This is a genomic window from Paenibacillus sp. OAS669 (assembly GCF_014873645.1).
GTDB lineage: Bacteria > Bacillota > Bacilli > Paenibacillales > NBRC-103111 > Paenibacillus_S > Paenibacillus_S vulneris.
This window is the reverse complement of the sequence record NZ_JADBDR010000013.1, coordinates 72,851-93,742: the sequence shown is the minus strand read 5'-3', so window position 1 is coordinate 93,742 and position 20,892 is coordinate 72,851. Positions and strand designations below refer to the sequence as shown.

The 20,892-nt window shown below is 48.6% G+C and carries 26 protein-coding genes; 12 read left to right on the top strand and 14 right to left on the bottom strand.

The window, feature by feature from the left end:
- Positions 1-90: 90 nt before the first annotated feature.
- The gene (locus GGC63_RS24675) at positions 91-375 is read left to right on the top strand and encodes a 50S ribosomal protein L33 (protein ID WP_079913881.1); all 285 of its coding nucleotides are present in this window, start codon (positions 91-93) and stop codon (positions 373-375) included.
- 83 nt (positions 376-458) lie between these two features.
- Here GGC63_RS24675 and GGC63_RS24670 read toward each other — a convergent pair whose 3' ends face one another.
- The 6 genes from GGC63_RS24670 to GGC63_RS24645 all read right to left on the bottom strand — a co-directional run bounded on the left by GGC63_RS24670 (position 459) and on the right by GGC63_RS24645 (position 7,533).
- Positions 459-1,550, bottom strand: a complete 1,092-nt coding sequence (locus GGC63_RS24670; protein WP_192704595.1) for a GerAB/ArcD/ProY family transporter — start codon at positions 1,548-1,550, stop codon at positions 459-461.
- Between the two features lie 18 nt (positions 1,551-1,568).
- A complete protein-coding gene (locus GGC63_RS24665) occupies positions 1,569-1,793 on the bottom strand; it encodes a hypothetical protein (protein ID WP_192704594.1) in 225 nt (74 codons plus the stop codon).
- Positions 1,790-2,983, bottom strand: coding sequence for a Ger(x)C family spore germination protein (locus tag GGC63_RS24660; RefSeq protein ID WP_225948486.1), 1,194 nt, complete (start codon positions 2,981-2,983; stop codon positions 1,790-1,792). Before GGC63_RS24660 ends, GGC63_RS24665 begins: the two co-directional genes overlap by 4 nt.
- A 2-nt stretch (positions 2,984-2,985) precedes the next feature.
- Complete coding sequence (locus GGC63_RS24655; protein ID WP_192704592.1) at positions 2,986-4,587, bottom strand: spore germination protein; 1,602 nt, start codon at positions 4,585-4,587, stop codon at positions 2,986-2,988.
- A gap of 161 nt (positions 4,588-4,748) precedes the next feature.
- On the bottom strand, positions 4,749-5,912 hold the full coding sequence (locus GGC63_RS24650) for an SEC-C metal-binding domain-containing protein (protein WP_192704591.1): 1,164 nt from the start codon (positions 5,910-5,912) through the stop codon (positions 4,749-4,751).
- Positions 5,913-6,249: 337 nt separating this feature from the next.
- The gene (locus tag GGC63_RS24645) at positions 6,250-7,533 is read right to left on the bottom strand and encodes a histidine--tRNA ligase (RefSeq protein ID WP_192704590.1); all 1,284 of its coding nucleotides are present in this window, start codon (positions 7,531-7,533) and stop codon (positions 6,250-6,252) included.
- Between the two features lie 383 nt (positions 7,534-7,916).
- On the opposite strand from GGC63_RS24645, the gene GGC63_RS24640 reads away from it, so the two are divergent.
- The 8 genes from GGC63_RS24640 (at position 7,917) to GGC63_RS24605 (ending at position 11,335) form a co-directional block, all read left to right on the top strand.
- Positions 7,917-8,459: a hypothetical protein gene (locus tag GGC63_RS24640; RefSeq protein WP_192704589.1), complete on the top strand. Its 543-nt coding sequence runs from the start codon at positions 7,917-7,919 to the stop codon at positions 8,457-8,459.
- An 88-nt stretch (positions 8,460-8,547) separates the two neighbouring features.
- Positions 8,548-8,799, top strand: a complete 252-nt coding sequence (locus GGC63_RS24635; protein ID WP_079913889.1) for a hypothetical protein — start codon at positions 8,548-8,550, stop codon at positions 8,797-8,799.
- A 37-nt stretch (positions 8,800-8,836) separates the two neighbouring features.
- Positions 8,837-9,139 (top strand): hypothetical protein, encoded by a 303-nt coding sequence (locus tag GGC63_RS24630; protein WP_079913890.1) that lies wholly within the window; start codon positions 8,837-8,839, stop codon positions 9,137-9,139.
- An 84-nt stretch (positions 9,140-9,223) separates the two neighbouring features.
- Entirely contained in the window at positions 9,224-9,670 is a 447-nt protein-coding gene (locus GGC63_RS24625; RefSeq protein ID WP_192704588.1) for an Hsp20/alpha crystallin family protein, read from the top strand.
- A 168-nt stretch (positions 9,671-9,838) separates the two neighbouring features.
- Entirely contained in the window at positions 9,839-10,279 is a 441-nt protein-coding gene (locus tag GGC63_RS24620; RefSeq protein ID WP_192704587.1) for an Hsp20/alpha crystallin family protein, read from the top strand.
- Between the two features lie 42 nt (positions 10,280-10,321).
- A complete protein-coding gene (locus GGC63_RS24615) occupies positions 10,322-10,546 on the top strand; it encodes a hypothetical protein (protein WP_192704586.1) in 225 nt (74 codons plus the stop codon).
- 5 nt (positions 10,547-10,551) lie between these two features.
- Positions 10,552-10,980, top strand: coding sequence for a spore germination protein GerPC (gene gerPC / locus GGC63_RS24610; protein WP_192704585.1), 429 nt, complete (start codon positions 10,552-10,554; stop codon positions 10,978-10,980).
- 28 nt (positions 10,981-11,008) lie between these two features.
- A complete protein-coding gene (locus GGC63_RS24605) occupies positions 11,009-11,335 on the top strand; it encodes a hypothetical protein (protein WP_192704584.1) in 327 nt (108 codons plus the stop codon).
- A gap of 63 nt (positions 11,336-11,398) precedes the next feature.
- Here the strand turns inward: GGC63_RS24605 and GGC63_RS24600 are convergent, their stop codons facing one another.
- The 6 genes from GGC63_RS24600 to GGC63_RS24575 form a co-directional block, all read right to left on the bottom strand.
- Entirely contained in the window at positions 11,399-12,388 is a 990-nt protein-coding gene (locus GGC63_RS24600; RefSeq protein WP_192704583.1) for a hypothetical protein, read from the bottom strand.
- A 149-nt stretch (positions 12,389-12,537) separates the two neighbouring features.
- Positions 12,538-12,855 (bottom strand): thioredoxin family protein, encoded by a 318-nt coding sequence (locus tag GGC63_RS24595; RefSeq protein ID WP_192704582.1) that lies wholly within the window; start codon positions 12,853-12,855, stop codon positions 12,538-12,540.
- Positions 12,852-13,229, bottom strand: a complete 378-nt coding sequence (locus GGC63_RS24590) for a MerR family transcriptional regulator (protein ID WP_079913898.1) — start codon at positions 13,227-13,229, stop codon at positions 12,852-12,854. Before GGC63_RS24590 ends, GGC63_RS24595 begins: the two co-directional genes overlap by 4 nt.
- A gap of 242 nt (positions 13,230-13,471) precedes the next feature.
- A complete protein-coding gene (locus GGC63_RS24585) occupies positions 13,472-14,635 on the bottom strand; it encodes a DUF4317 domain-containing protein (RefSeq protein WP_192704581.1) in 1,164 nt (387 codons plus the stop codon).
- Between the two features lie 141 nt (positions 14,636-14,776).
- Positions 14,777-15,325, bottom strand: coding sequence for a DUF4256 domain-containing protein (locus GGC63_RS24580; protein ID WP_225948483.1), 549 nt, complete (start codon positions 15,323-15,325; stop codon positions 14,777-14,779).
- 193 nt (positions 15,326-15,518) lie between these two features.
- Positions 15,519-16,100 (bottom strand): TetR/AcrR family transcriptional regulator, encoded by a 582-nt coding sequence (locus GGC63_RS24575; protein WP_192704579.1) that lies wholly within the window; start codon positions 16,098-16,100, stop codon positions 15,519-15,521.
- A 265-nt stretch (positions 16,101-16,365) separates the two neighbouring features.
- On the opposite strand from GGC63_RS24575, the gene GGC63_RS24570 reads away from it, so the two are divergent.
- From GGC63_RS24570 to GGC63_RS24560, 3 genes are all read left to right on the top strand, one after another.
- On the top strand, positions 16,366-17,124 hold the full coding sequence (locus GGC63_RS24570) for an SDR family oxidoreductase (RefSeq protein ID WP_192704578.1): 759 nt from the start codon (positions 16,366-16,368) through the stop codon (positions 17,122-17,124).
- 209 nt (positions 17,125-17,333) lie between these two features.
- Positions 17,334-18,332, top strand: a complete 999-nt coding sequence (locus GGC63_RS24565) for an NADP-dependent oxidoreductase (RefSeq protein WP_225948474.1) — start codon at positions 17,334-17,336, stop codon at positions 18,330-18,332.
- Positions 18,333-18,378: 46 nt separating this feature from the next.
- Positions 18,379-19,248, top strand: coding sequence for an SDR family NAD(P)-dependent oxidoreductase (locus GGC63_RS24560; protein WP_192704577.1), 870 nt, complete (start codon positions 18,379-18,381; stop codon positions 19,246-19,248).
- A 246-nt stretch (positions 19,249-19,494) separates the two neighbouring features.
- Here GGC63_RS24560 and GGC63_RS24555 read toward each other — a convergent pair whose 3' ends face one another.
- Positions 19,495-19,977 (bottom strand): hypothetical protein, encoded by a 483-nt coding sequence (locus GGC63_RS24555; RefSeq protein WP_192704576.1) that lies wholly within the window; start codon positions 19,975-19,977, stop codon positions 19,495-19,497.
- A 14-nt stretch (positions 19,978-19,991) separates the two neighbouring features.
- The gene (locus tag GGC63_RS24550; protein WP_192704575.1) at positions 19,992-20,612 is read right to left on the bottom strand and encodes a hypothetical protein; all 621 of its coding nucleotides are present in this window, start codon (positions 20,610-20,612) and stop codon (positions 19,992-19,994) included.
- Between the last annotated feature and the right edge of the window lie 280 nt (positions 20,613-20,892).

Sequence of the window (20,892 nt, the reverse complement as noted above, 5' to 3'; positions counted from 1 at the left end):
CAAGCAACCGCTCCTTCTATTCCGTACTATGTAGGGTAGTTAGATGCTATGTGGCATTAGCCTACATTCAGGATATAGAGGAGGACTCCCATGCAAAAGACGGTCAGCAAAAAGGATGTTCAGCAATTTATCGGCCAAACGATTTATGCCGTTAAAAAAGACGGCACCACAGTCAGCGGCAAGCTGGTTCGTATCAGCGGAAATAAGATCATCCTGGCTCCCGAGCAGGGCAAAGAGGTCACAACATCCGCATTAGCGCCGCTGGTATTATTCGATCTCTTAGCCATTGGCACGGCTCCTTATGCTTATGGCGGCGGCTTTTACGGCGGCGGGTTTGGATATCCGTACGGTGGCTTTTACGGCGGATTCTGGTAAGAAACAAGGAAAGCTCATTCGAGGCTTCTCAAGCTCTCGGATGAGCTTTTTTGCTATGCTGACGATTTTATAAAAATCGAGGGTTATTTGGGCTTCGCTGTTTTGAAAGAACGAATCCGGTCGACGAGCAGATAGAAGGCCGGGATCACCTCAATGAGGATGATCATGCCGATAAGACCGTTTGAAATCAGCTCCGAAGTCTCCGCCGTCGAGCCCACAACGAATAGGGACATTCCGATAATAAGAATGGCCGTTGACAGCGTCAAGGGCTTGTGGTCTTTTAACGAGAAGAGCTGGGCCAGATTCATAACGATCAGATACATAAGAAAGCTGATTTTAATAAATAAACCGGTGATCCATAGCGCAATAAGGACAGGGTCCAGATTCTCAAAGAACGTGCTCCCGTGAATGTATCGAATAAGCTCGAGTTCAGGGTAAGTCATATTGGCCATCAAATTGGGTCCGAAGATCAGCATGGCGGGCAAGATGTTCATTAAAATGACAACGGTCGCGGTAAAGGTGGCGCCGGAGATAGTGCGCATCGTTTTCCCGGGGTTGCCTATTTTCGGGAAGAGGTACAGAATGAATGCGGTCTCTCCGTACAGAGAGGCGTTCGCCCACATCCCGTTCCAGACTTGAGCAAAGTCGAAGCGATTGATGAAAGCGACGGCCATATCCACATCCATTTCTTTTTTTACAAAAAAAGGGGTCGCAAGGAGGCCGAGAATGCTGATAAAGAAAATCCCCTGGGCGCAGCGGAAAATCGTTTCGATGCCGCAGCGCACCGCAACCGCAAAGCATACGCCGAATAATACGGCAATGGCCCAATTGGGGGTTGCAGGCAAATACACCTGAATGATGAAGTCCTCCAAGTCATGTAAAATAAAGGCTGTGATGAATAATAGACAAATGGTGATAAATACCACAAGGGGATAATGGATCCACTTCGTCAAGATCCCCCTGCCGTAATAAACGAAATATTGATCCGGCCTGCGTTTGGCCAAGCTGTAGGAAAAATAGGTGATGAGGAGGGAGAGGCAGGCACCCAGCAGCACGCTTAACCATGCTAAATAGCCGGAAGTGTTGACAACAAAATTGACATATAATCCAAGCGTGCTTGTAAACAAGTAGATGGAAAACATCATAAACAGCTGCTGTTGGGTGATTTGTCTCACTGTCCCGTCTCTCCTTCCTTATTCATTGATTTTCAAGATGGCTTGTACAGGTCCGAACACAGCCTCGATAAAGTCCTTTAACCTCCATTTCTCCCTGATGAAATACAAGAGCTCGAGACAGAGCCAGGACGCAGCGCTGTAGCCAAGAACGATGAAGAACGTCCGGGGCTTTCTTCGTTTCCAGGTCAAGTACCGCCATTCCAGGTACATTACGATTGCGTATACCATCAAGATAATAATCAAGATGTGTTTTCCTCCAATTCGACGGATTTGGTTTCGGTTCCCAGCCTCCGGATATCGATATCGGCATGGATGATGACTTCAGCCGTTCGATTGGAATAATGCTCGACCCATTGCGGCTGTAACGTCTTCCACTGCTTCGGATAGTACCAGGCGATGAAGTTGCCGAATTGAAAAGCGTCCGCCTTCGCTTCCCGTGTCTTGTCAATCACGCTCATGATGCGTCTTTCTACTTCCGTCTCCAGCTGATGTTCCAGCTCTTTCAATTGCTTGGGGTCCTCCGCATCCAGCATCGAATCTGAGGACAGCAGCCGGGCATTCGCTGTGCATTGGAGATGAATAGAGGCTTTTCCGCCCGATAGCTGAGGTTTTATTTTGGTATGGGAATGCTCGATAAAAAAACTGACCTTGCGTCCGTCGCTTGGTGAAGGAATCGTAATTTCCGCATCAGCAAGCTGTCCAACAACCCAAAGCGCCCCCCGCATTTCCTTCACTCCGATGGTAGACTGCAGCTTCTTGTTCTTAAAAATGGCCGCGCCGCCAACGCCCATCCAATCCTGTAATTTGCCTTTCTCACTCGCAATTTTTTGCGGTTTGAAGTAGAGCAGGGGGGCAATCATATCCCCCCCGGTGTAGTTGGCCATAAGGAAATCTTTGATCGTTGTCTGCATCGTCTCATGCTGAAGAACATAGGCGGTTAATATATCGGTCGGAAATCTTTCGAAAATCGTCGGAATATTGGCGATCTCCTTGCCTTTTCCTTCCGTTACGAACACGCTGGCATTAATGTGAACACGGGGCTCCCGGGCGAGAAACTCCAATACGGGGTCTATTCCTTCCTGTGCCAGCTCTTTGCCTATGACGACGACACTGGATTGCCCTAGAGTAATTTTTCTAGACAGATCAATTTGAATGTTGCGAAGCGCCTGTCCGACATTGACGCCTTCTTTGGTAATAAACGTATAGGGACTTCCGCTTTGCGGTCCTCCTCCGCTGCCAGCCATTCCGGGGATCATCCGGTTGGGGAGCGGGAACCCGAGCGTAAGCTCGATGCCTTCCTTTCCTTTATCAAAAATCATCATCCTCGCGAAGGCACGGTCATTCAATTCAACGGTCGACCAGCATCCGCTTACAAGCAGCAGGAGGGGAAGAGCTGTCAGCAGAATGAATGTTTTTCGAAGGCGGCTACCCATGTTCAATCTCCATCTTCCTCCTCCTGCTGTGCCCAGCCTCTTGTGTGCTTCGGTTCTCTTTGCGTTCCGTTCGATGGAAGAGAAGGTCTTCTTCTCATGAACCACCATGGAACTCTTACGAAAGTATCCTTCCAATCGCTGAACGAGAGAGGGGTCAAGGGAGTAAGGTACGGGGTTCCGAATGACCGCAGAGAGAGCAAGTGCAGGTAGATAAGAATCAATCCGCACGCTATCCCGATCAACCCGTACATCCCCGCCAGAATCATAATAGGGAAGCGCAGCAAACGGAAGGCTAATCCTAGATCGTAATGCGGGATAATGAACGAAGCGATCCCCGTTAATGCAACAATAATAACCATCGCCGCGGATACGATCCCCGCTTGCACGGCAGCCGTTCCGATAATCAGCGCTCCGATAATGGAGACGGCCTGTCCTATCGATTTGGGGATGCGTATGGCAGCCTCACGCAGTGCCTCGAAAGCCAATTCCATCATGAAAGCCTCGATCAGCGCGGGAAAGGGGACGACCTCCCGGGAAGAGGTGATCGTAATGAGCAGCCGTTTCGGAATGATCTCCGGATGTACGGTCGTTACGGCAATATAAGTGGAGGGCAGCAGCAGCGAGATAAAGATAAACGCAAACCGGATCCATCGGATCCAGGTGGAGGAGATGAACCGTTGGTAATAATCCTCCGCGGATTGCATCAGCATGAAAAAGGTGACCGGAGCCAGCAAAGCAATCGGCGTACCGTCCACGAGAATAGCGACCCGCCCTTCCAGCAGGGAGGCGCAGACGACATCAGGTCTTTCGGTATACTGCATTTGAGGAAAGGGGGAGTAGGGATTATCCTCGATAAATTCCTCGATATAGCTGCTTCCCATAACGCCGTCCACTTCGATTTGAGACAATCTCCGCTTCACTTCCTGCACCAGCTCCGGCTTGCAAATCCCCTGCACGTAGCTAATGGCGACATCGGTACGCGAATGTCTTCCTATCTTCATATACTCCAGCTTGAGATCCGGCGTCTTGAGCCTTCTGCGGATCAGCGTAGTATTCACCTGCAAATTTTCGATAAAAGCTTCCCGCGGACCGCGAATGACGGACTCGTTGGGTGCTTCGTCAATGGCTCTCTTGGGATAAGAGGTAACGGGCAGATCAAGAACCCGGCAGTCTCCCTCTACCAGTAGCAGTGCGTGGCCTTCCAATATGGAAAGCAAGCCTTGGTTTAAGGAAGGTGACAGCTGAATTCCGGTAACGGGCAAATGATGCTCGTCGAACATCTGCCGGCAGAAGTCCGCCGTATTGCTTGCTTCAATGGCTAGAGCCGCTTGAAGCACTTCCTTTTGCACGGTCTCCTGATCGATCAGGCCTCTAATAAACAAGAGTGCACAAGGAGTCCCGCAGCTATGGGTGAAATATTGAATGACGACATCCGCGTCGTCATGGAATTGCTTCTGGAACCATGCGATACGATCGTTCACGCTAACCGCTCGATCAAGTACATGGGTTTGTTCAGGCTGGGCTTTTCTTCCGGGCCCGGCTTGACTATGGTTGTTGGCCTTGGTGTGAACGATGTGACGTCTTAGCCAGGAAAAAAGCGGCATACGCATCCCTCATGATCTGTGCTGTTCATGTCTAAATGGTTACCTGGAATGGAATTTTTTATTCTGCACAGCACAAATAGCCATCCCGCGCAGATCATGGTTACCTGGGGGACAGCTATTTCGTTATAGAACCTATCAAGGGTTCCAGGTATAGAAAAGGGTTAACGTCCGCAGCACTTTTTGTATTTTTTGCCGCTTCCGCAAGGACAAGGGTCATTTCGTCCGACCTTTGATTTTGCCGCAAATGTCACGACATTCGGCTTCATCGGCGATGCTTCTGCCGAGGCATCCTTAGCAGGAGACAGTTGAGAAGGAGTATATCCCTTTATGGTCCATTGTCTTGTATGGTTATGGAGATCGGCAATATGATCCATGAATGCTTTGACCATATCCAATTCATTGATCTCAAGAAGCTGCTGAAGCAGCTTGAACACTTCTGCCGGAGACTGGCCGTTGCGGATGGCATCCACACATTGTTCTACAATAAAGTCCGCCTCGTCCAAAGAAATGGTATAGTTTTTGCGAATGAAAAGCACAAACGCCTGATAGCTTTCATTGCGGTCGACGAAATTCGGCGCGCCGGCATGCAGCAGCTGGGCTTTGGTAAATGGATAGTAGGGCACTTGAGGTCTCGACTCTTGCTCGCTTATCACCCTGTCCGGATTCTCTACGCTGCTGCTGGCATAGCCGTACGTATCGGTCTTCATCTCTTCATAGTAGGAGACGGCTTCCTGAAGAATCGCCGTATAATCTCCGAGCTTGATTCGGGCTCCGGTCAGTTGGTTGATTTGCCTTTCCAGCTCATTCAGGCTGAGAACGCCATAGTAGTAGAGCAAGCCTTGCGTGAGCTTAATCCACTCCGTATTTTTACGGACCTGATCCCGATAAGAAGAACTGTCCACACGCTTGAAGCATGCTAGCACTTCCTGAGGCATAACCAGTGTCTTGTCTCCATTGTACGTACCTGTACAAAGAATTCCTCTTTGCTTGAAGTATTCCAGCTGGTGCATTTCGAGTGGCCTGAAGCCATGTCCGCCGCGGTCCGCCAGCTGCTTCAATAGTTGGTAGCGGGTTTCATCGAAGGCTTGAAGCAGCTGCGGAAGCGCTGAAGGCAGTTGCTCTACCAGCACATCTATCAGCTCTTGCTTCTTCAAGGAGCTTGCTCCTTTGATCCCCAGGTTCATACGAATGGTTGACAGCTCCGGTTTAGTAAGCTTGGCAAAATAATCGGAAAGTGTAACCGGCACCTGAATATTGGGCCAACGCTTTTCTTCCTCTTTCAACAGCATCTTCTGATCGGTTTCGCTCAGATGCTTGTCCATCATGTATTCATCCTTTCTGAGCAGGTAAAAGCCCCATCCGAAATTGAGTTTAGCATGGATGGGTTTTATTGTAACCTTATTTTGGATCCGTTCTTCATCCAATCACACTTGATAAAACATAGAGCGTGTGATAACTGCTCAAATGTAATTATATAGCATAATAAAATAAATTTTAAGCGAATAGGCGAAATTGTCAAACTTTCTGGCCAAAATCGCCGTTTTTTGTCGTTTGAACGGTGATTTTGTAGTAAAATGAGCCTATTTTACGTAGTTTACCCATTTTTATTCGGATCCATCAACGAACTGTGGGAATTTAGACCGCTCTTTCTCTTTCGGATGCTCAGAGCGCCTGTTTCTGAAGGATGAGCAGAGCCTCCTCTACAGATAGTACTGATTCTGTCATCTCCACCATGTCCTTCAAACGAATCCTGTTATCACGGGCTTCATCCTCTCCAACCAGGATAACATACCGGATTCCTTGGGATGCGGCGGCGGCAAGCGACTTCTTCAATTTCCTTCGGCTGGTGTCCAGCCCGGTGCGAATTCCATTCGTTCGCAGCTCGGACGCTGCAAGCAGAGCCTCGGGAATGGTATTCCCTATGGGAATAACCAACGCTAATGGTGCCTTGGTTTCCAAGGGGCGGCTCTGCAGCATCGCCATGATGGATTCCATTCCGAATGAGATGCCGACAGTCGGGTAGTGAAGATCCTCACGCCCGATCAGCCTGCCGATGATGGCGTCATAACGCCCGCCTCCGCCCAGGCTGGAGGTGAAGGAACCGGATGCGTCGAAGATTTCATACACTGTCCCGGTATAAAAGGAGAGGCCGCGCGATAAAAAGGGATCGAAGCTGCAAGTCGGCTCCAGCCCAAGCCTGGAGATGAGCTCCTGTAAGGCCCGGATCTCCCTGTATCCTGCAGAATCACGGACATCGTAACGTTCCAGGATTTGCTCCATACTTGGGTTGTTCCACTCGATCAGCTCGGTCATGGAACGGATTGCTTGAGGGGCCAAGCCTTTGCCGATCAGCTCTTGGACAACTCCATCGGCTCCGATTTTGGCGATTTTATCCAGCGTTAGCATGACCGTCGGCTTGATCTCCGGCGCCACGCCGAGCTTTTCCAGAAGATCACCCAGGAACTGCCGGTTATTCCACCGGAGCGTAATCGGGATATTCAGCCGCTTGAACACCTCGACGGCAACCTGCATTAATTCGGCCTCCGCCTCGGGGCCTTCAATTCCGACTATATCCACATCGCATTGTAAAAATTCACGCAGGCGTCCGCGTTTGACGGGCCCATCACGGAACACCTTGCCTATTTCATATCTCTTATAAGGAAGCTCGATACCCGGGTTCAAAGCAATGACCTTGGCGAAGGGAATCGTCAGATCATAGCGAAGGCCGAGGCTGCGTGAGCCTTGATCCGTCAGCCGATACATCTCTTTCAAAATCTCATCGCCGCCTGCATATTTGGATGTCAGCAGATCAAGCTCGTGGAGGATCGTTGACTCCATTCCTTCAAAATCATACAGCTCGAACACTTCCTGAAGTACGGATTGCACCTGTTTTCGCAGCGCCTGCTCTTTTCCAAAGAAATCGTAGGTTCCTTTTACATTTTGCATAGCTCCCATTCCTCTCTTCGCAAATAAAATAAAAAACGCGCCGGACCTCTTGGTCCTGCGCGTTCGGTATGCCGCAGGGAGGCCAACGCGAGAAGCGTTAGCCCACCCCGAAAATGTACAGGTGTGCTAACGCTGCTTGTAATGATGCAATTGTTGTAACAGGGTGGTGTTCATGATTTCAAATCCCTTCAACAATGGTTGAAAAAGATTATAGCAAGATCTTGAAGGTGATGCAAGGGGAGGGAAAGGCTTTATCGCGAATGGGACTACAAAATGGGCAATTTATTCGGTAGCCAAGCAACAGAACGGAATGACGGAATACAATATAGGCATACACCTTGTTAAGAAGACGATATTGCTTACATCCGGCAGGAGGAGGGTCCATGAAGCTGAATCATCAAAAAGCCTGTGTGGTGTTCAATAAATTGCTGGTCAACAATATTGAAGATTCATCCGGTATTTTTATCGGAACCAATCAGGCCATCGGCTGGTCCTCTTACAGCAAAAGCAATCAGGGGTTTGGCAGCTTAAGCGGCTCTACCATGACCCATGCAGTGAGTGTTGTGCAGGATTCGGATTTGATTGACGCCCCCTTTGAGGATATGAGATACATCACGCTGGCGGAGACCGGCAGCTCCATGCAGCAAAGCGCCATTGATTTTAACGCTATTCATGCCAACGTGTTAAACAATGGCTCGGCCATGGACTTGGGAGATAACAAACCGTTAGGCTGGAGAACCGCACGGAAAGTCAACTACGGCTTTGGAAAAAGCCTGGGCCGTAATCAGGTAAAGAAAGTCGCCAGCATGGTTCTCGACGACGATGTGATTGACGCGCCATTTCGCAATGAAGGAATCATTAACGAACATGTTCAACACGTGGAGAAAAACATCCGGATTACCCAGAAGCCAAACCATAACGGGTAGGGGCAAGCCGCACGGCATCCATAGGCTGTAACCTAAATAGAGGGACTGAATACTATAAGGCATAGGCCTTTGTCGGGGGTGAACCATTGTGGCTGTTATTATTTCTTTGGCTGCCGGTGCGATCAATGTGAATACATTGAACAGAGGTTCTGTCATAGCTGTCGGAGAAATCTCCCAGCCCGGCTGGAACCAGAACGGAAAGACAAACTACGGAAACGGTCAATTATTCGGAGCTAATATTGAGGCCGGCTTTGTATCCACTCTGTTTGACAGCGATGTCGTGGATAATCCGATTACGGAAATTGAACCGGCTCCATCCATTCAATCCCAAGTGCTATAAATGAGGGATAGATAACAGCATGAGAGGAGAGAGGTCTGTGAGTAATAAGAAACCAGTCACCTGCCTGCGCTGCTCCAAAACAGCCAACGAGAACGATAAATTTTGTATTGATTGCGGTGCTCCCCTACAAAACCGCTGCTCTGACGAGCCCGGTTTGCTAAAAAAGGGCTGTTCGCATCTCAATGTGCAAAACGCCGCCTTCTGTGCCAAATGCGGAGAACCGACGCTGTTTCAGCTTCACGGGCTCATCACCCCGATCTACGATAATGCGAACAAACCGCTTTTTAGCCGGATCAACCATTTGCAGCAGGCTTTAAAAAACAATATGTTCGGGGACTAATCTGCCTCGGCTAAAGTCAGCAGACGGCAAGCAGCAGGATTCATTTCAGGACGGATATTTTTTTCCGAAAGGCTGTGAAGCATTATGGACCCTACCCGGAATTCCATCAAGAGCTGGCAGGAGCTGCAGAGGGCCCTGATCGAGCAATTCCCTCTTCCTGCCGGAAATACCGGAATCGAAAAATTCGTGCATAAAACCCTCAAAAATTTCGTTCAGCACTCCATCCCCCACTCAGCGGGATACGACCCCTTTTCGACGGAGGATAGCCTCGAATATGAGCTGTTCCAAAGCCAAAGGGTGATTTTCCTGCGCTGTAAAATCCCGGAGAGCATGTCCAGCGGCGATCTGCGTTTTTTTGCCAACAGGCATACCTGCAAAATAGAATTTATGGGGAGCACCCAGGAAATCAGACTGCCCAGCGATATATCGCCGGCCCAGGCCAGCGCAAAACTAGACGGCGATGTGATTGAGGTGCAGCTGCCCAAATCGCGGCATCAAGAGCCGTTTCATGAAATAACCATTCGGGAGTAGGCGGCTGATAGGGGGGAGCATCAAGATGTTGACCGGGACGGGATATCCCATGTCGCGTCTGCTTTAAATAGGACAAGCCAGCGGGGAGGCATGGAGCATCATTTCTTTTCTTGTACATATACATAGACAATGATAAAAGCAACTGTCAGAGCGTGGTGATGACGGCTGGTGGATAAGGATAAAACAAATCCGATGAAGGAAGTGCATACGTTTCATAAGCAGGCCAGCGAAGTGTTGGGGGAGGAGTTCTGGCAGGATATCGCCGAGATGATCCCTAAGACGGGTCCGCGTGTCGATATTTATCATACCCACACCGCCGTAGTCGTGCTTGCCGAAATTCCAGGCCTCAGCTCTCCGGATCAACTCGGCATCTTTCTTCAAGGGCAGAACCTGGTGCTGGAAGGGGAAATTCCCTGCACATATCCAGTTACCGAGAATCGGATCACCTTGAATGAACGGTTCTTCGGGCCATTCCGGCGGGTTCTGCCGATGCCTAAGCCGGTATGCGCAGACAGGATCACCGCTAAATATAGCAGAGGCTTGCTTCTGATTGAGCTGCAAATTGAAGCCTCCGTACAGCAGACACAGATCCCGATCGATTTTACTTGAACCTTTCTTCCAGGGCAAAAAAGAACGCGAGGTGGGTAAAAGATGGTACGAATCCATTTCTATGATCTTCAAATTGGAACGGTGTCCAGCTCGTCAGGCATTTTCCATGGAAGCAACATTCAGCGCAATTATAAGCATAAGGCCAAGTGCAATCAAGCCTTTGGCACAGTCAACGGAAAGCATCTTCTTATCACCGGTTTACAAGCGTCTTTAAGGGATGATGATCAATTCGATACTGTATCAACGACCAAGTTACGAAACATGTGAGTCATATGTTTTGGAAAAAGCGGCCGCCCCAACCTCAAGCGCTGGCTGTGGAGCTGGATAAACGGTTTCAGGATTTAAACAACCGGTTTAGCCGAATTGAACAATCCCTTGAACAATTAAGAACGAATACGACGCAGATTACTATCGAAAATGTCCATATTCATCAGCCGGTTGTGGAGAAAATGGAGTATCGTCTGGACAATCTGGATATAGAGCAGCTAAGCGGCTCCCTGAATTTGGGGAACAATTTCGGCGCCAAGATCAGCCCGGATTCATCTTCTCTGCAGGCCGACATCCGAAGGAAGACGGATTCTGCGGCGCCCTCCGAGCAGCGGCATAGCCCCCATAAGGCGAATCCCTCCTCCCAGATGTCGGATCCTCCTTTATCAGGTCTGCAGCGGACGCAAACCGGCTACCGCGTAACCAAAAGCTGATCAGCGACTCATTCCAGGATGGGAGGTTATGGCCATATCTTCTTTTTTATCTCCTCAATTTGTGATCGGCTCCATCCGTATCGGCTCCGTAGAAAACGCGGCCTGCATTAATATGGGCAACAACTGGCCGACTGGCTTTGAGAGCCACCAGAAGCTGACCCAAGGATTCGGCTCGGTAAGCGGTGATCGCAATGCCGTCTCCGGGATCCGCTCCCTGCTGCACGATTCTGATTTTCTGGATATGCTGAACGTATCGGACTCCGAGGTCCCGGAATGGCTGCAGAAGCTGATCGTCTCTGCGAATGAGCAGCATAAGGGAGCGGGGGAAGCGGATGTGGGCGGCTCGTCGGAGTAAATGGTTGTAACATCTTGAAGCCCAGGCCTGACAGCCTGGGCTTCTGTGTGGAGCAGTATGATATCAGGAAGGGGAAGGGGCTTGGAATTTGTCGCGGATAAGATGGTAGATGATATCTTCCTGCAGCTTATCCAGCTTCTTATACTGCCATGCCATTTTGGCATCGACGACCAGTATAATCAATTCCTTGTTGTCACACGAGCATTCTCCCTGAAGGAGAACCAAGGAGCCTCGCCGCTCTTCCAACTGATATTGCAGCGATTCTGCAACCTTGGCGTTCTGGAGACGAATGTTTTTATTCGTCGCTACCTGGGTATGTGCATAGAATGTGGATGTTACCGATGGCTGAATGGATTGGAACAGAAAAGCTCTTTTTCCCTTTAAATCATCGCTGTTATAAAAGTCATGGATGTAGGCAAGCCCCACTTCCTGATCCTCTTCCGGCGCCCCCTCTGTTAGGGTTAATGCGGGAACCTCTCCCGCGGCAGTCTTGAACTGATGCCGGAGTAAATAGAAGGACAGCCGTTCGTGAAAATCGTCTGTTTTCAAGTAACCCCACACCATTTTGTTATCTGCGATCATCAGGATGACTTCTTTGATGGTTTTGAAGTTATTGCATGCGCGGCATGGCTGGTCTTCATACCCCTGAATGAGTACCAGGGTAACCTGAACCCCGTTAACCGGCATTTGTATCGATTCCTTAACGCTCGGGTCTTTGAAGCGTTTATCTTTCTTTGTGACAGTGGAGGCGTATTTCAAGGCCGTCTCCTGCATATCGGGAGCAAAATGCTGCTTCACGTAATTGGCTTTGCCCTCGGGATCGTCACTATTCAAGTAGTCGGTAATGTAGGCCAGGGCGACTTCTTCGTCGGGCGTCAGCTTGCGTTCCTCCGGCTCTGGGCTTGGTGCCGCCGGTAAGGAAGGAGAGGGAAGAATAGCAGAAGGAGCCGACTGACTCTTCAGATTCTCAGCCTTGCCGCTGCTGGTTGATCCGCAAGCAGATGCGATGATCATCAGGAACAGCAGCATGGTCATAATGGTGATTCGGTTCATGGAAATGCCTCCGCTACTTCATTCGATGGAATATACTGGCGACAGGTTATACCTATCGCCTTTACTTTCTTTCGACATTTGGAGGGGATTTCCTGCAAATATGTCACAAATTGGCGAAGATTGTTGTAGCATGTTGCTTTTCGGTAGTATTACGCATACCGCGAAAGCGCCGCCTGATATACTCCCTTGGGCCGGAGGCCAATAAATTTATCCACCGGTTCGCCGTTATGAAATACGATAACGGTCGGCATGGACATAACGCCAAATTCAGCTGCAATCTCCGGCGACTCGTCGCAATCTATTTGCAAGATCGACAAGCGGCTTCCTTCCTCGTGTTGCAGCTCTTCAAGAATAGGAAGGAGCACTTTGCAGGGCGGGCACCATTGGGCACTGAAATCGACAAGCGTCACTTCCTTTTCCTTAATGGCATTCCGAAACGTAGTTGTGTTGACTCTGGGTATGCTCATTTTTGTTCCTCCTCATCATGGGTTTGCCGTTCATCCAAAATCGACTGAATACGCTCCTCCAGATTCGACTTGATGTTTTGCAGCAGGTGGATTTGAGCATCGATCTCCGCAAGCTTTTGGCGGTAAACCGGGAGCACTTCCTGGCAGAAGGCTTCCTTATTTTTCAAGACACAATGAAGAAAACCGGCGATCTGCTCCGTCGACAGTCCGAGCTTGAGGTAGAACTGTATGGTCCGCACCTGCTCTTCCGCCAGCGGCGAATATTCCCGGTAGCCGTTCTCACGCCGAACCGGCTTGATCAAGCCTAACTGGTCATAATAACGCAGCGAACGGATGCTGACCCCGGTAAGGGCTGCAAGCTCTCCGATTTTCATGCTTCAACGCCTCCTGATGATCGATTCGATTTCATTATAAACCCTGACATTAGTGTTAGGGTCAAGCGAAAAAAATGGAGTGTAGGTAGAGTGCTTTACGCTAAGGCATCGACTTTATAAGCAAGAAAGCGCCTCGGCTGATGGAATGTGAGCATGTGCTCTACAATATCTATCAGGAGGCGCTTTATAAAGTTTACTTGAGATCAGATCGCTTGCGGCACGTTCAATCCCAGGCTCCTAATCTACAACGTTTCCGTACTGAGAGTAAATCCGTCAATGACGGCGTCCTCGTCCACCTCGATCAAGATGCATCGTTTCCCTTGATAATTGACCTGTCTTACGTACTTCAGATCCTGGGGACTGACCGAAATGGTGGCGATCTTCGTATCGATCTTAATCGATTTTGAAGTGAATTTCGGAATGACGCTGCTCGCTTTAATTTCGTAGTTTTTGTCGTCGACGATCGTTTGGAACGCTCGTTCCACCCTTTCCGCCGTCACATTCTCCACGCCGCTGACCGTCAGCAAGCGTTCCACATCTTTATAGTCCAGCTTCGGAGGTTCTTCCTCTTCGTGGGTCTCGATGACCTGATGAATTTCCTCGTATACGCTGGCTATCGTTGAGGTATCGAGCTGATCTCCAGCCACTTCCTTTACGATCTCTTCGAAAATGGCTCTCTCTTCCAGCGCAGTCACGCTCTTCTCGGCATTCAAGACTTCCTCGATGAAATGCTGATTCGGATCATTCGCTCTCCCCGAGCAATACAGAATACGATTCACATCGGAATAGCCATCCGTCACACTGGGATAGAAGAAGCCTTGCTCCGGCGAACTCAACTTAATGATCGGATCCACGATGACATTGTATTTGAATTCCCGCTCGACGTAATCGAACATGAGTGTTTTCTTTTGCTGCTCCGTCGAATTGATGCTGCACAGAATGAACAGGTTGGAGAACATCTCGTCGTTTTCGCTCACCTCGGCCTCTTCGTTTCTTGCCTTGGTCGGCTGGTAGTATTGGCCGCGGACGAAAGTAATCACCGTATCCTTTTCATACTGGGTATCTACCAGCATTTTCTCCACTAGCAGGATCATCAGATCATGCCATTCCTCCGCATTGCCGGTCACCAGACCTTGATGAAGAAGCACCCGCGTAGGCGTCTCCGCTTCCTCGTGAAGCTTTAGCTCGAACAGCTTTTGATCCAATTCGCCGGCCATCAGCTTTTTGAAATTCCCCATATAAAGCTCCTGCTTTTCCCTGTCCAATAGTGCAAAAGGCTGACGTTCGTAATGATAGATCTCGCTTGTTTCCTTCATAATATACACATTTAAAATATCGTGAATTTGAAGCTTTTCATGATCCAGCTTAAACAGCTTGCGAATATAAGCGACTTCTTTCTTTAACATGATCTATGAGACATCTCCTATGATGTGTAATGGCCTTACTGGAATAAATAATAGATTTGCGTTCCTAAACGCTCCAAAAAAGAATGCCCTCAGTGAAAAGGGCATCATACAGCACTCCACATGACTGAGGGACTCCAAAATTTAGACCCTCAGCGAGCCGCGGAACCCTCTGGCGGCATAGTAGGATTCCGCGCCATTATGGTACACAAAAACAGTCTCGTAGCGCCGGTCGCAAAAGAGGGCTCCGCCAAGTTTTCTAATATTGTCAGGGGTTATCACCCAACTCGATGTTTTCGTATCAAACTTTCCAAGCTTCTGCAATTCCCGGTATTGTGCTTCCGTTAAAAGTTCAATCCCCATGGAGGCTGCCATATCCATAGCGCTATTCTGCGGCTTATGTTCTTTTCGTGACTCCAGAGCTTCCCGATCGTAACAAACACTTCTGCGGCCTTTAGGACTTTCCGCGGAACAATCGTAAAAGATGTATTCATCCGTCTCTAGCTCATGACCGACCACATCCGGTTCGCCGCCGGTTCTCTCCATTTCATAGAGCGACCATAATTTATCAACATTAGCTTCGAGCTTGGCTTGAACATGAGCCCACTCAAGGCCGTCGTGGCGGTTCATATTTTTCTCAAATCGGGATTTCAATGCTGCGAGTAGTTCTTCACGCTGTTCTGGTGACAACATCTTTTTATCGCTGGTGTCATTACTCTTGGTCACGGTTGATCCTCCTCATACGTAGTACTAGAAAATACGCAGTTCCTTCATTCTACCTCAAAAGTCGTCGGGGAAGATAGCTTTAAACATATCGAAGGAGTCTAACAAATAATAGTTTCTGGCACTCTATTTGATCTCGCCGCCTGTTCGAAACACTACATGATTACCCTATTACGGGTGCTAAACCAGCAGCAACGACCACCAAAACTTCTCGCGCCATGTCTTCCGCCGATCTATGCTGCGGATGTCTGCTCCACTCCACGGCTGATCCAAAAATGCTCCAGCTTGTAATCAGGGCGGCAGTCTCCACCGTTTCTCGTGAAACGGATGGTTCCGATTGTTCACTTAACCAGGCAAATAATAGATCATATAGCTCCTTTTGCATCGCGACCTGAAATAACGGTTCATACTGACGGTCAGTTAAAGTCATATACGGACGAGTACAGAAAAGAAAATCGAAAACGATTAAAATAAGCGTTCGCAGGCTCCCTGTATCGGATAAAGCAGCATTAGGCAGCTCATTCTGCAGCTTCTCCTGAAATTTTTCCCTCATCCAGCTCTCAAGAAATGCGAATTTGTCTTCAAAATGCGCATAGAACGTGGAGCGATTTACGGTCGCGTAAGCCGTAATATCTTGTACGGTAATAGAAGAGACATTCTTTTTCTTCTCAAGCAATTCCATAAAAGCTTGCATCAATAGCTGACGTGTCCGTTTCACACGGGGATCGTTTGTGTGAGTGAGCATGTTATGCTTCTCCCTCTCTCTTTGGGATATATTGGTTAGCATGTGTATTTTGGAAAGCTAAAACAACAAATAAGTACATGTGTTGTATAAGCCACAAATGCGGCTGTTTACTGGTTGTACAACCCAAACCGCTTAGATAAGATTAACACAGACAGTGTAGTTTTTACTACACTGTTGGGTCTATCGTTGGTTCAAAGTAAAACAAGAAAACTAGAAACGATGGGTTCTGTGAAAGCAGTGCATACCCAAAGGGAGGAAGATGAACATGGAAAACAATCCTGTTAGTAAATACGCTGGCAAGAAAGTAGTGATCACGGGAGGTAGCAGCGGACTTGGCCTCGTGACGGCGAAGCTGCTGGTGGATGAAGGAGCACGCGTTCTGATCACCGGGCGTACCCAGGCTAAGCTCGACTCGGCTCGTGAGGAACTCGGCAGCAACGCGGTCTCATTGCTGAGCGACACTGCGTCGTTGACGGATATCGATAGGCTGGCCGATCGGGTCAAGGATGAGTTCGGCACGATCGATGCCCTGTTCGTTAACGCCGGCATTACGCGCTACATCCCTTTCGAGTCAATGTCCGAGGATGTGTACGACGAGTTACATACAATCAACGCTAAAGGTCCGTACTTCACCGTACAGAAGCTTGCCCCATTGCTAAACGAAGGAAGTGGCGTGGTGCTCACCACCTCTATAACGAACGTATTGGGGATCCCGATGATCAGTGCGTACTCGGCCAGTAAAGCGGCGCTGCGCTCCATGACTCGCAGTCTGGCCCGTGAACTGTTACCGCGGAAGATTCGAGTCAACGCGGTCAGCCCCGGCCCCATCGACACAGGGATCCTGGAGCGGTCGATGCCGAAGGAAATTGCAGAACAGACGAAGGAGCAGATGAAACAGCAGATCCCAATGCTGCGTTTCGGCGATCCAGCCGAGGTCGCCAAAGCCGTAGCATTCCTAGCATTTGAGGCCACCTATACCACCGGGGCTGAGTTCCCTGTTGACGGAGGCGGCTCCCAGATCTGAGCACGCTCAGTTCGCAGCTGGCTCAGGGCTTCTTCTCATGACTATTAAAATGTAGGCAGGGATGTCGTGAATTTCCATGTAACTTTCCTCTCAAGTCATCTTGCCTTCAAGTGAACTTAATCGTTTAGGCTTTCGTGCTTTTCCTTGGATGACCTTATGAATTCACAGAGAACACTATTCCATCAGAGCAAACTGGAGGGAACATCGAAATGGAGAATTTAGATACGTCTTTCAAAGATGTGAAGAATCAGGCATCCAACCCTGCTACCATGCGGACAATTCGGTTCCACGATTACGGTGAACCAACCGACGTCTTGCGCCTGGAGGAGGTGGAGATCCCAGAACCAGGGCCGGGACGCATTCGCGTGAGTGTACGCGCTTGTGGGTTAAATCCGGTTGACTGGGTGATGTGCCGAGGACACTTCGCCGGTCAACTGCCCTTGCCTCGCGGGATTGGGCTGGATTTGTCAGGTATTGTAGACGCAGTTGGAGAGGGCGTTACCGATGTCGCTATAGGTGATGCGGTTCTGGGGGCCGCCGATTTCATGGGTGGATCAAGCGCAGGTGCATCCGACCGAGCGATCATGTACTACTGGTTCCGCATCCCGATCGGACTCGACTTTGTACAGGCTGCAGCACTGCCAATGGCGGTTGAAACCGCCTACCGAGGCATTGATGCTCTCGGGGTGAGGCCGGGTCAGACCGTACTCGTGCACGGAGCTGGCACCACGGTAGGCTTCGCCGCCGTCCAGATTGCGCTCATGCGCGGTGCTCGTGTGGTTGCAACCGCCGGTACCACCTACGCCGACAAACTCCGCGCAATGGGAGCGATGGTGACCTCGTACGGCGATGGAATGGTCGAGCGAGTGACCGAACTGGCGAAGCAGCCGGTAGACCTCGCCCTGGATGCCGCACCAATCAGCGGCGCAATGATAGATTTAATCCATATCGTCAATGGGCATCCCGAGCGCGTCCTAACCGTCAGCGATTTCGCCGCAGCCGCTGAATTTGGCGTTCGCGCCAGCTACGGAGAAGTACATACCCTACGTTATGACGTTGTCGGCGACTTTGCCCAGTACGCAGCAGACGGCAAGTTCACTATTCCGGTCGCCAAGACCTTCGCACTCGACGCATGGCGTTCCGCCGTCGAAATCAGTCAGAGTGGGCGTGCCCACGGCAAACTGATCCTCCTGCCCGCTTCCGACTGATGTGCGCATATGACCGATGAATAGGCCGAATGAAGGAGGACGTATATTGAATACAAACGAACGAGAACATATCGCACTGATTACAGGCGCAAGTAGTGGGATCGGGTTGGCATTAACCCGGAAATTGCTGTCGGAGAACTGGCAGGTGGTTGCTTTAAACCGGTCGAGTTTTCCAGCGGACGATACATTCTTCCAAAATCATCTGAAGAACGGATGGCTCCGGGCCTATAAAGTGACGGATCTCACCGATTACGGCAGCTTGAGACACTCTTTGGAAGAAATCAAAAGCAAGGAGCAGCGGATCGATATTTTGTTCAACAACGCCGGAGGAGGCTTAAGTGAGCTGCGCTATTCGAAACAAGGGCGCGAATTGCATTATGAATTGTTGACGGTCGTTCCTTATATTATTCTGATGGAATTAAAGGAGCTGTTGACAAACGGCAGCTTAAAAACGGTGATTAACACTTCATCACAGGCGCTTCGATTTACTAAGGAGTTTTCGATCGAAAACTTAGAGCACCCCAAAACCTTCCGCAAAATGTTTGGCCCTTATGCGACTTCAAAGCTGGCTCTTTCGTTGTGGACTCAAGCCGTCGCACCGCAACTTGCCAAGGAAGGCATCAAGATCCGCAGCGTGGACCCGGGAATTAACAACACGCTAAGAAAAGGAAAAGATTCCGGACTGGCCTTATGGTTTGAACTGTTTATGAAGTTTTTTTCCTCTCCGCCTACCCTGGGCGCCAATCTATTATTTGAGGGAGCCCTCGGCAAACACCGCAATGAGACCGGCGTGTTTCTGTTGAAAGATCGGGTTACGGACTTGAAATTTACAGAACATGCGCAGCGTGTGCTGGATAAAATCACTGATATATATAGCCATGAATTTCTCGGTGGGAGTATTCAAGTTAATGGCTGAGTTCATAAAGAAACGTGATTAAGACCTACTATAGTGGTAACTTAAAGCAAAACTCAAGCTTGTTTAATTAATTGCATACAAAACGAAGATCTCAGGCAGCTTAGTCGCGTTTGAGATCTTCGTTATTAGGGCGGGAACATGGGGTCTCGAATTGGTTATTTTCTAATGAGCGACACACAGCGCTCCACGTGTGTGGATTGAGCATTATTGACAACATCAAATTGGATGCGGCAGTGTTCACCTTAATTAATCTTTCTCTTCAGTCGTCGGAGCCCAAATGGCTATTCCATTTCCTGGACAAGCAACTACTAACCATGAATCATCAAAAAGAACTCCTGATTGCCAACACTCATACTTTTCATGAAACCCATTAACAAAAAGAATTAAACCGGATTCCAATGTGATGTATAAATGAGGGGACATTTCGCCAATCTTTATCTGAGTTACTTTCTGACGTCTTATTTTGTATAAATTCCAGTATTCCTCTTCTTCAGTCATGTCCATCATTGCGATTTCTGAACCCGGAAAAGAAACCGTATCGCTTGGATAAATTGACCATTTTGATTCAATATTCAAAAATACAAAATCTTCATCGCTATTCCTGCCATAATGAGTAAAGTAAATCTTTGTTGTCGCGGGAGATAATCCAAATTGCATACCGTCTACACTCGAACCAACAAATAAGTGTTTTAATGTCTCTTCTGCTATTAGCCTTTCATCTTTGTCCACTATAACCACCTCATTCAAGCTTCAATATCATAGTCCTTCTCAATTAAAAGAACTCCACGATTAAATTTCTTTACAATGAACTTGTGGTTTAAGACGTCCTCAAATTGACTAAATACTTCAGGTAACAAAATGCTGAATGGTTCAGTCGATGGCTGCTGACCACTCAAGACTTTCTTATAACTTGTTGGAGCCCCTAACTCGTGATAGGTCTGAATTGTGTTAACGCCGAACGAATCGCATATCTTCACGGAAAGATTAAGGAGAGGTAATAACTTCGAACTATCGTACCTCAAAAACCCGTTATCCAAGAAAATATCATCTTCAGGGACAATCAGATGCAAAACAATTTCATTGGATTGGTACATCCAAAACAGGCGAAGATGGCTATACAAATCTGATTCCAGGAGAATTTGCTTATAATCATGCTTTACATGTTGGTCAAATCCTAGTTTGAATTTCTTAGCAAGCAGGGAAGTATTCCAACTTATTATCTCTTCAAGAGTATTGTTTTCTGACATCCAATAACCTGATTTAAAAGGGAAGCCGCTAAATATTGTGTTGTAAATATCACCAACAAAATTCTGAGTAAAAGTTGAATATGGCAATGAATAGTGTACTGAAAAATATGGTGGCATCCAAGCAACTCCCATTTATTCGATTTCTTAGTTACAAATTTGTTTTAAATTATGAAATTCCTCTTTTTGGGACGAGAAGTACATAAATGCTTGCTCACGTTTTACTGCTTTTTCACAGATACCTACTCGCCATTATTTGCAAATTTTTTATGCCCCCTGCATACCTTGCAAAGCTAACCTGAGACATCACAAGGAGAAGGCTCGGGAGGGCATGAGAAATACACCGACACAAAAAGTAAAGCCCTCCTAAAGAAGGACGTGAAGTTATGAAAGTTATCAA